This is a genomic window from Streptomyces sp. URMC 126 (assembly GCF_051386555.1).
GTDB lineage: Bacteria > Actinomycetota > Actinomycetes > Streptomycetales > Streptomycetaceae > Streptomyces.
Genome location: NZ_JBPQTX010000241.1, coordinates 1 through 10,851 on the forward strand (window position 1 = coordinate 1; position 10,851 = coordinate 10,851).

The 10,851-nt window shown below is 73.4% G+C and carries 5 protein-coding genes and 1 pseudogene; 4 read left to right on the plus strand and 2 right to left on the minus strand.

From position 1 onward, the window contains the following. Nucleotides 1–469 precede the first annotated feature (469 nt). The 3 genes from ACSNOK_RS24585 (at nt 470) to ACSNOK_RS24595 (ending at nt 4,298) form a co-directional block, all read left to right on the plus strand. A complete protein-coding gene (locus ACSNOK_RS24585) occupies nt 470–3,400 on the plus strand; it encodes a BTAD domain-containing putative transcriptional regulator (RefSeq protein WP_436782939.1) in 2,931 nt (976 codons plus the stop codon). 258 nt (nt 3,401–3,658) lie between these two features. Then, complete coding sequence (locus tag ACSNOK_RS24590) at nt 3,659–3,820, plus strand: hypothetical protein (protein WP_436782940.1); 162 nt, start codon at nt 3,659–3,661, stop codon at nt 3,818–3,820. Nucleotides 3,821–4,103: 283 nt separating this feature from the next. Beyond that, nucleotides 4,104–4,298: a hypothetical protein gene (locus tag ACSNOK_RS24595; RefSeq protein WP_436782941.1), complete on the plus strand. Its 195-nt coding sequence runs from the start codon at nt 4,104–4,106 to the stop codon at nt 4,296–4,298. 6 nt (nt 4,299–4,304) lie between these two features. Here the strand turns inward: ACSNOK_RS24595 and ACSNOK_RS24600 are convergent, their stop codons facing one another. Further along, complete coding sequence (locus ACSNOK_RS24600; RefSeq protein WP_436782942.1) at nt 4,305–7,349, minus strand: BTAD domain-containing putative transcriptional regulator; 3,045 nt, start codon at nt 7,347–7,349, stop codon at nt 4,305–4,307. Nucleotides 7,350–7,550: 201 nt separating this feature from the next. Between ACSNOK_RS24600 and ACSNOK_RS24605 the strand changes: the two are divergent. Then, a pseudogene (locus ACSNOK_RS24605) lies at nt 7,551–8,356 on the plus strand (IS5 family transposase). Between the two features lie 1,064 nt (nt 8,357–9,420). Here ACSNOK_RS24605 and ACSNOK_RS24610 read toward each other — a convergent pair. Then, nucleotides 9,421–10,851 (minus strand): outer membrane protein assembly factor BamB family protein (locus ACSNOK_RS24610; protein ID WP_436782943.1); only part of this gene is annotated, 1,431 nt, incomplete at its 5' end.

The window sequence follows — 10,851 nt, forward strand, 5'->3', positions numbered from 1 at the left end:
CCCCACCGCTGCGACTCTCGTCACCCTCCGGACCCGCCCCCCTGGAGCATCCGACGGCGACATCCGGCCGCGCGGCACGGCCTGTGAACGCCGCCGGGGCCACGACAGCCCCCCGGGCCGACGCGCGCCGGCTCCCCGAGCACCCCGCCGCGGCACCCCCGCGTCCGCACGGGCTCCCCGTACGACATCCCTGCGCACGACGGCAGTTGGGGCGCCCGTACCGCCGCATCTCCCTGCTCACGTCGCTGCCCGGCACCCGTCCGGCCGCCCGTACCGTCCCCCGCCGGAGCGGCCGGGACGCGGACGTCGTGCCTCCGCCGGGCCGCCGCGCCGGCCCTCCCGCCCTCCGGCGACGCGCCGTTCACAGCCTTTGAAGGCCCTGTGGAGAGGGCCGGACCGGTGCTGACGCCGGGGCCCCGGACAGGGCAGACTGACCGGTGCCACCGAGCAGGACGAGCAGGGGGTCACGATGGCCGGCGACACAGGGCACGGACAGCGACTGCGCTTCGCCGTGCTCGGGCCCGTCCGCGCCTGGCGCGGAGGCGAGGAACTGCGGACCGGTTCACCCCAGCAACGGGCCCTGCTCGCCGCGCTGCTGCTGCGCGGCGGACGCACGGCCACCGCCGCCGAGCTCGTCGACGCGCTGTGGGGCGACGATCCACCGCACGCGGCCCTCGCCGCGCTGCGCACCTACGCGTCCCGCCTCCGCAAGGCCTTAGGGCCGGACGCGGACGTGCTGGCGAGCGAGGCGGGCGGGTACGCGCTCCGGGCGGGCGTCGGCTGTCTGGACATCGACTCCGCCGAGCGTCTCGCCGCCGAGGCCGAGAAGGCCCGCGCGGCGGGCAACGGCACCCGGGCCCGGGCCCTGATCAACGAGGCCCTGGCCGTCTGGGACGGCGAGCCGCTCGCGCACGTCCCCGGCCCGTACGCCGACACCCAGCGCGTCCGCCTGGAGGAATGGCGGCTCGGCCTGCTGGAGACCCGGCTCGACCTGGACCTGGAACTCGGCCACCACGCGGAGGCCGTCTCCGAGCTCACCGCGCTCACCGCCGCCCATCCGCTGCGCGAGCGGCTGCGCGAACTGCTGATGCTCGCCCTCTACCGCAGCGGCCGGCAGGCCGAGGCGCTGGCCGTCTACACCGACACCCGGCGGCTGCTGGACGAGGAGCTGGGCGTCGAGCCGTGCGCCGAGCTCTCCGAGCTCCAGCAGCGCATCCTGCGCGGCGACGCCGACCTCGCGCCCCACCCGTCGGCGGACCGCGGCGGCGCGGGACCGGCGTTCGTCCGGCCCGCCCAGCTCCCCGCCACCGTCCCGGACTTCACCGGCCGTGACGCCTTCGTCCAGGAGCTCAGCCACCAGCTGGCGACCGCCGAGGGCCGGGTGATGGCGGTGTCCGCGGTGGCCGGCATCGGGGGCGTCGGCAAGACGACGCTCGCCGTGCACGTGGCGCACGCGGCCCGGGACCTCTTCCCCGACGGCCAGCTGTACGTCGACCTCCAGGGCACCGGTCCGGTCGTCGCCGAGCCCGAGGCCGTCCTCGGCGCGTTCCTGCGCGCGCTCGGTGTCGCCGACTCGGCGATACCCGAGGGCCTCCAGGAGCGCTCCGCCCTCTTCCGCTCCACCCTCGACGGGCGCCGTGTCCTCGCCCTCCTCGACAACGCCCGCGACGCCGCCCAGATCCGCCCGCTGCTCCCGGGCACGGAAGGCTGCGCGGCCCTGGTCACCAGCCGCACCCGCATGGTCGACCTGGCCGGCGCGCACCTGGTGGACTTGGACGTGATGAGCCCCGAGGAGGCCCTGGTCCTCTTCACCCGCATCGTCGGCACCGAACGCGTCGCCGCCGAGCGGGACGCGGCCATGGACACCGTCGCCGCCTGCGGCTTCCTGCCGCTGGCCATCCGCATCGCGGCGTCCCGCCTCGCCGCCCGCCGCACCTGGACCGTGTCCGTCCTCGCCCGCAAGCTCGGCGACGAACGCCGCCGCCTGGACGAACTCCGCGCCGGCGACCTGGCCGTCAAGGCCACCTTCGAACTCGGCTACGGCCAGCTCGAACCGGCCCAGGCCCGCGCCTTCCGCCTGCTCGGCCTCCCCGACGGCCCGGACATCTCCCTCCCGGCCGCGGCGGCCGTCCTCGACCTCGACACCGACACCACGGAGGAGCTCCTCGAAACCCTCGTCGACGCCTCCCTCCTCGAATCCGCCGCCCCCGGCCGCTACCGCTTCCACGACCTCCTCCGCCTCTACGCCCGCTCCTGCGCCGAACGCGACGAACAGACCCCGGGCGAACGCGAGGCGGCGATGGACCGGCTGCTGGACTTCTACCTGTCGACGGCGGCGGGGGTGTACGTGCTGGAGCGGCCGGGCGAGCAGTTGCTGAAGCACCTGACTCCCACGCGTCACCCGGGTCTGGTGTTCGCCGACAGTGAGAAGGCCAGCGACTGGCTGTACGCCGAGGCGCCCGCTCTGCTGGCATGCGCATGGCAGAATGCCGACGCCGGCGGCGACGCGCTCCGCCGTGCGGTCGACCTCCTGCGCGCCGCGAAGGACCTGACCGAGTCGGGAGCCCACTCACGGCAGTACCGGCAGGTGGCCACCGCCCTGCTCGCGGCGACGCAGGCCGCCGGTGACACCCGGGCCGAGGGGCGGGCGCGGACCGTACTGGCCCACGTCCACAGCCTGGCCGGACAGTTCGACGCCGCCGACGAACAGGCCATGCACGCCGTCCGCCTGGGGCTCGCCAACGACGACGCTCTGCCCTGCTGCTACGCCTCGAACATCCGCGGCATCGCGGCCTTCTACCAGCATCGGCTGGAGGACGCCGAGCGGTATATCGAGCAGGCCCTGGAGTGGTTTCGCAAGGACGGCAACCGGCCCGGTGAGGCGAGCGCTTTGAGCAATCTCTCACGGGTGCACGCCGACACGGGACGCACTCGCTCGGCCGTCGCGCTCGCCGAACGGAGCCTGGCCATCTACCGCGAGACCAACAGCACGTGGCGCGTCGCGAACTCGCTGTACACCTACGCCCTGATCCTCGCCACCGCGCACGACCACGCGAGCGCCCTCCGCGTGTACGGGGAAGCGCTCAGGATCTTCCGCACCCATCGCCAGCGCATGTGGGAGGGTTGGACCCTGTACCGCATGGCCGAGCTCTACTGTGAGACCGGGGAAGCGGCGCAGGGCGCGTCCCACGCCGAGCAGGCGCTGATCCAGGTGCGGGGTATCGGGGGCGAGTGGCGCCGGGGCAGCATCCTCACGGTGCTCGGCCGGTGTCTCGCCGCGCTCGGACAACCGGAACGCTCCCGGGCATGCTGGACGGAAGCGCTGTCCGTCTTCCAGCAGCAAGGCGCCCGGGCGGAAGCGTCGGAGGTCCACCGGCTGCTCGATTCCGTATCCGCCTGAGGCCCCCGGTCCCGCGGGCCGCGGCTCCCCGCCACCGGCCGAACGGCCTCCCAGCAGGCCGTTCATCGATCGTTTATCCGAGTACGGCATTCTTCATTGCATCGATCCGTCGCGTCGGGGGGCAGGCGGGTCGGGGCAAGGCCTCATTCGGGGAACGCCCGAATCCGCCCGTCCGGCAGCCCTCGGGGGAGTTGCCGGGCGGGCTGTTCAGTCCTCCGTCGCACCGTACGACTCGCATCCACAACGGAGTTGAGAACCATGAACGAACAGCACAACCTCGCGCCCGTCACGCCCGCCCCGCAGGACGAGCAGGTGAACAACCCGACCGCCGTGTCCGCGCCCGTCGCCGCCAAGGGGGACAAGGGCAAGGGCGCGCCGGTCGTCGTGCAGGACGAGCACATCGGATCCGAGCCCGTCTGAGTCCGGATCGCGACAAGTCGCCGGAACCGGACATCCGGTCGGCCGGCACGGGGGTTCCGACTCCGGAGGGGACGGAACCCCCGCTCCTGAAAGAGGCGGGGCCGCGGCTCCTCGGGGGACATGGAGGGGAGCCGCGACCACGGCCGAGGAACCGGTGTCGACGGCGCGGAGGGGGCTCCGTCGGCACCGGCTCCCGAGTCGGGCGGCGGCGCCCTGACACCGCCCCACAGCAGACGCGGGCCCAGCCCATTCCCTGAAGACCCACCACATCACAGGAGTCACGATGACCCGATCCCTACCGCACCGCCTCCGTGCGGCCGCGATCGTCCTCGCCGCCGCAGGCGCCCTCACCGCGATGGGGACGCTCACCGCCTCCGCCGACGAGCACATCTCCAGCACGGCGAGCGCCGGGTACGGGTGGGACGCGAAGTCGGGCGACGTCCCGCAGGGCGAGCATTCGGAAAGCACCGGGGCCTGATCGGCGTCACTCCCGTCGGCCCGGTCGCCCAATGCGGTCATGCAAGCCCTGCGACCGCCGGTCCGACAAGGAGGTCGCCTCCTCGCGGCAGGCCCGCGCTCGCCCGGGGTGCCCCACTTGGTCCAGGGCATCGGCCAAGAGGTGGAGCAGTTCCTCTTCGACCCGGTCCGCGCCCAGGGATCTCACCAAGAACAGGGCCAGCTCCGCGTGGCGCGCGGCCTGTGCGGGCATCCCCTCGGCGAGGTGAACCTGGGCCAGGCGCCAGTGGGACCAGGCCTGCCAGCGGATCTTCCGGCAGTCCCGGAATATCTCCAGGGCGTGGGTGTAGTCCCGGACGGCCTCTCGGTACCGGCCGAGCTCCGCCAGCGCACGGCCGCGGGTGTAAAGGCTGTTCGCCCGACGCCACGACGGGCTCCCCGGCTCACTGTGAATGGTCAGGGCCTGCTCGGCGAGGATCAACGCACGGGCACCGTCTCCGTTTTTCGAGTGGCTCATCGCTAGATTGTTCAGCACACTCGCCTCGCCCGGGCGGTCCCCTTCCGCCCTGAATGCCTCCAGGGCCGTCGAGAACCATCGCGTCGCCTCGTCGGGGTTTCCTCGGTAAAGGGCGACGATGCCCCGCACATTCACTCCGCGGGACCGCGTCAGCAGGTCGTTCTCCGAAAGGGACAAGGCGATCGACCGGTCCGCGTGCTCCACCGCCGCGGCAAGGTCCCCCACCACGGCGAAATGCCCTGCAAGCACCAGGTGCGCCCGCCCCTCGGCGAAAGCGTCCCGCTCCGCCAGGGTGGCCTCCAGGGCCGCCAAGGCCGTTTCCAGGTAATCGCGCTGCCCCGGCCCGGACTCGGATATGTCCCGCGCCGTGTACAGCAGGTCGACCGCCCTGCGCAGAGTGGCGCCTCGGGCCAGTGACCGGACGCACGACAGGAGGCAGTCCGTCTCGGTGATGAGCCATTCGGCCGCCGCCGTCAGGTCCGTGGGCGCGGAGTCGGGAACGGGCGCCGCGGTCACGTGGTCCGGCAAGCGGTCGCCCGGGCGGCCCAGCATATACACGTACAGGGCCATGCCCTGGTAGAAGTCCAGCAGGCGGGAGAGGGCCGCCGCTCGTTCCTCGGCCGTCTCGTCCTGTTCGGCGCGGGACCGGGCGTACAGCCGTACCAGGTCGTGGAAGTGGTACCGCCCCGCCTTGACGGACACCAGGAGGGAAGCGTCCACGAGGGACTCCAGCACCCGTTCCGCGACGTGGGGCCGGAGTCCCAGGAGGGCCGCCGCCGCGTCGAGGGAGATGTCCGGCCCTTCGGCCAGGGCGAGCAGGCGGAAGGCCCGGGCCTGGGCCGGGTCGAGGTGGCCGTAGCCCATGCCGAAGGCCGCGGTCACCGTCAGGTCGCCCACGTGCAGTTCGTCGAGCCGGCGGTGTTCGTCGCGGAGGCGGCGGGCGAGGGTGCCGATGTCCCAGCAGGAGCGGGCCACCAGCCGGGAGGCGGCGATGCGCAGGGCGAGCGGCAGCCGGCCGCAGGCCGCCACCACCTCTCGCGCGGCGTCGCGCTCCGCCGCCGCCCGCTCCTCGCCGACGACGCGGGCGAAGAGGCCGAGCGCCTCGTCATGGCGTAGGACGTCCAGGTCGACGAGGTGCGCGTCCTCCAGATCGACGAGCCTGGTGCGGCTGGTCACGAGCACGGCGCTCTTCTCGGCTCCCGGCAGCAGGGGCCGTACCTGCGCGGCGTCCCGCGCGTTGTCGAGCAGGACCAGCACACGCCGCCGGGCCAGCAGGGACCGGTAGAGGGCCGCCCGCTCGTCGGTACCGCCGGGAATGGCCGCGTCGACCATCCCCAGGGCGCGGAGGAAGGCCCCGAGCACCGTGTGCGGATCCGCCGGCTCATCCCCGGCACCTCGCAGATCGGTGTGGAGCTGCCCATCGGGAAAGCACTCCCGCACACCCCGCGCGGCGTACAGCGCCAGGGCGGTCTTCCCCACGCCTCCCACCCCGGAGACGGCACACAAGCCGGTCCCGCCGGCCGAGGTCAGGTGCGCCCTGATCTCGGCCGCCACCGACTCGCGGCCGGTGAAGTGAACCGTGCTCGCGGGAAGTTGTTCCGGTCGCACGAGCGGAACGGCGCCCTGCGGTCGTCCCGGTCCGGGTTCGACCAGTCCGGGGTCGGCGGCCAGCACGCGACGGTACAGTTCCGTCAGCCGCGGCCCCGGCTCGATGCCCCGTTCCCCGACGAGGAAGCGCCGGGCGTCGGTGAAGACCGCAAGGGCCTCGCCCCGGCGGCCGCCGCGGTGGAGGGCGAGCATCAAGAGCTCGCGGAACCGCTCGCGGTACGGGTGTTCGGCCACGAGGAGCGTCAGCTCGGAGACCGTGTCGGCGCACCGGTCCGACGCGACGTCCAGTTCCAGGCGGGACTCCAGGAGGGTGAGCCGCCACTCCTCCAGCCGGGCGCGCTGCGCCTCGGCGTACGGGCCCGGCACCCCCGCCAGCGACTCGCCCGTCCAGACGGACAGCGCGGCGGCGAACAGCTCACGCGCCTCGGCCGGCGCTCCGGCCCGGAAGGCGCGCTGGGCGGCGGCCGCCGCGTCCTCGGCGTGGTGGAGGTCGACGAGCCCCCTCCGGACGGGCAGCGAGTAGCCGCCCGAGTCGCTGAGGGGCACGGATTTTCCACCGAGGATCTTGCGCAGCCCCGACGCGTGGGTGCGCAGGGCCGCGACGGCGGACGGAGGCGGGTTCGCCCCCCAGAGGTCCTCGACGAGCTGCGCCGGGGTGGCGCCGCGGCCGTCGCGCAGGAGGAGGGCGGCCAGCAGGGCGCACCGCTGCGGCGGGCCGACGGGCACCCGCTCGTCTCCCCGCCGGTACCGGACCGGTCCGAGTATCGCCAGCAGGGGCCCGCCGTCCCGGCCGCTCGCCGTTTCGCCGGCTCCCGGCTTCGCCGGGGAGCCGTACGGCGCGGCCGGCGCCGGGGCACCGTCCCGTTTCGTAGCGGCGGCGTGCAGCGTTCTCGCCCTCCGCCACAACCGGTCCCTCGCCCGCGCGTCGGGGACCATGTCGTCGAGCACCTTCCGCAGGAGGGGAAGGGGGATCGTCCGCGCCCCCGACCGGTACTCGCTCCAGGCGGTCTTACCGACCGCGTAACGGGCGGCTAATTGGCGTACCGTCAGGTCGGGCGTCACGCTCCTTATAGCGGCTAACACAATGAGGTGGATCGCTCCTGGTTGCCGTGTCCAGGGCGAGAGTTGGGCGTTCGGTCCTCTGTGGGGATGTCGCCGTGGATCGTGTCGGATGAGCTGTGGGATCACCTGGAGCCGCTCCTGCCGCAGCGCGAGCGCAGGTTCCGGTATCCGGGCCGCAAGCCGTTGCCGGACCGGGAGGTGCTGTGCGGGATCTTGTACGTACTGCACACCGGGATCCAGTGGGAGTACCTGCCGAAGGAGCTGGGCTTCGGCTCGGGCATGACGTGCTGGCGCCGTCTGCGGGACTGGAACGAGGCCGGAGTCTGGCAACGGCTGCACGAGGTCCTGCTGGCCAAGCTGAACGCGGCCTCCCGGCTGGACTGGTCCCGCTGTGTGGTCGACTCCTCCCACGTCAGAGCGCTAAAAGGGGGGTCCACACGGGCCCCTCGCCGGTCGACCGAGGCCGGGCCGGCTCGAAGCATCACCTGATCACAGACGGGCACGGCACCCCGCTCGCGGTGATCCTCACCGGCGGCAACCGCAACGACGTCACCCAACTCCTGCCCCTGCTCGACGCCATTGCGCCAGTGAGAGGACGTGTCGGCCGCCCCCGCCGCAAACCGGACTCACTCTTCGCCGACCGCGGCTACGACCACGACATCTACCGCGAACGAGTCCGTGAGCGCGGCATCGTGCCGGCCATCGCCCGCCGCGGGACCCGGCACGGCACCGGACTGGGCACCTACCGGTGGGTGGTCGAGAGGAGTTTCGCCTGGCTCCACGGCTTCAAACGCCTCCGCATCCGCTGGGAGAGACGAGCCGACATCCACGAAGCCTTCCTCAAACTCGGCTGCTGCCTGATCAGCCTCAGACAGATCAACTCATTGTGTTAGGCGTTGTTAACAGAGCGGCGAGTTCGTTGGCCTCTGCGCTCCTTCCCCTCGCGCCTTCCTGCGGACGCCCGGGCCTTCCCACTTCCGCCTCCCTGGGGGCGACTGTTCTGGGGCACCTCTGCATTGTCCGTCAATCGGGCACCGCTGACATGGGAATGAGCACATTCGCTCTGGCGGACAAACGCCGGCTCGACGAGAGTCCTGTTCGGCCGTCCACCGACCGCAGAAAGGAGTCACACTGTGCGGCATTCCGCGGCACACTTCCCGATCGGCACCACGGCCTTCACCATTCTGCTCACTCTCTGTTCGAGGGCGAGCGGGGGCCGGCGCCGTCGTCTCAGGACGCTGCGCCGGGCCCCCAGGTGGTTATGAACTACGCGATACCACCCTGCTGTTGCTGTTGCCTTGCTATGTTTTCCGACGATCTCACCCTTGTGCGACCTGAGAATCCGGGCGCCACTCACCGGCGGGCCGAGAACCCCACATGCTCGTCATCGCCACTACCGCGAACGGCCGCGCACCACAGGGCATTCGTCGCCATCCCGCTCCACCGCATCATGCTGCCTCCGTTCCATTGACCACCGGGCTCTGACATCTCTCGTCGGACCATGCCGAAGTCGCCTGTCAGCGCAGGCGCGAGAGGGGATGCGAATCACCGGCCCGGAATCGAATGACCAGTGCCCCCATCATGAGGGCCACCACTGACATCCGTCCTCTCTATTTCGCCGAGCCGGAAGGACGCCTATGGACCGAAGCCGTCACGGGCACGGTTTCACCGGGCATGACGTCGCAGGTCTCCGGAGAACACCGATGCCATGTACGGCGCATCGCACCATGCCCGGTTCGTGCGGGTACTCGGCAGGACGTCGCTTCCCCGCCGTCCGAGCGGCAGCCCCGCCGACGGCCGCCCGGGCTCCGCCGCCCGCCGCCCGGCGCTTCCGGCGTTCGAGCCGACGAGCGCGTGGGGCCGCCCCTGGGGGGGAGTGGCCCCACGCGCCGGGGAACTGACGCCGGGGCGCCGGCCGACGGGCTCAGAAGACGCGCCGGAGCACGCGCCCCTCACCTCACCGCCGCGCCTGCCCCGTCCCCTTCGCCGCGTCGAGGGCGTACACGCAGCGGTCCTTGCTGCAGGCGTAGACGACGCCGCCCGCCGCCAGCGGCGTGCCCGTGATCTCGCCGCCGGTGGCGAGCTTCCAGCGGAGCTGGCCGCCGGTGGCGTCGAGGGCGTAGAGGCAGTGGTCGGCGGAGCCGAAGTGGACGCGGCCGTCGGCGACGACGGGGGAGCCGACGATGTCGCCGCCGGCGGCGAAGCGCCAGCGGGGGGTGCCGGTGACGGCGTCGAGGGTGTAGAGGGCGCCGCCGCTGCCGAGGTGGACCAGGCCGTTGGAGACGAGCACGGGCTCGGTGGACTGGCGCGCCTCGGTGGCGATGCGCCAGCGCTCCTGGCCGCCCGCGGCGTCGAGGGCGTAGACGGTGCCGAGGTAGTCGGCCGCGTAGACGCCTCCGCTGCCCACGGCGGGCGGGCTCAGGAAGACCGCCGGGGCCTCGAAGCGCCAGCGGACGTCGCCGCGCGCGGTGTCGATGGCGAGCAGGCGGGTGCCGGCGGCGACGTAGACGACGCCGTCGGGGGCGGCGTGCAGGCGGACGGGGACGCCGCCGCAGGAGCCGGTGTCGCCGACCGGGTAGGACCAGCGCTCGGTGCCGGAGCGGGCGTCGAGGGCGCGCAGCCGGGCGTCGGACCAGATGAAGACCGTGCCGTCCTGGACGGCCGGTCCGCAGTCGGGCGTCTCGAAGTCGGTCTGGAGGCCGGCGGTGTCCCAGAGGAGCTCGCCGGTGGCCGCCTCCCACGCCTGGGCGCCGCCGCCGCGCGTGCCGGTGACGACCGTGCCCCGGTCGACGCCGAGCGAGTACACCCAGCCGTCGGTGGACAGCCGCCAGCGCTCCGCGCCGTCGGCGGCGTCGAGGGCGTAGAGCGTCGGCCCGTCGGAGGCGTGTATGCGGCCGTCGGCCACGGCCATGGCCCAGGCGACGTCGCGGGTCTTGAACTGCCGTCGTCCGCTGGCCACGTCGAGCGCGTGCACCTCGAAGGAGGTGACGTACACGAGGTCGCCGGCGACGACGGGCGTACCCCAGACGTCGTTGGACATCCGGAACCGCCAGGGCCGCCAACGGGCGGGATCCACCGTGGCGTTGGGCGCCGGCTCGGGCGCCGGGGGCGCCGCGGGCACCGCCGGCGCGGGGGACGTCGTGCCGCCGGGCGGGCGGACCCAGCCGGTGGCGGTGCCGGCCGCCGAGGGCGCGTACGGCTCTCGGGCGTCGGCGACGCGCGGCCCGGGGCCGATCGGCAGCCGCGCGCCGGAGAGCCGTACCGCGCCGTCGTCGGCGAAGGCGGGCGCGGCGGCGTGCCGGCCGCCCTGCGCCGGCGCGGGCACGGGGGCGGAGGCGGGGGCCCGCACGGGGGCGCCGGACGGCCCGCCGCGCGGGTCGGGCGCACC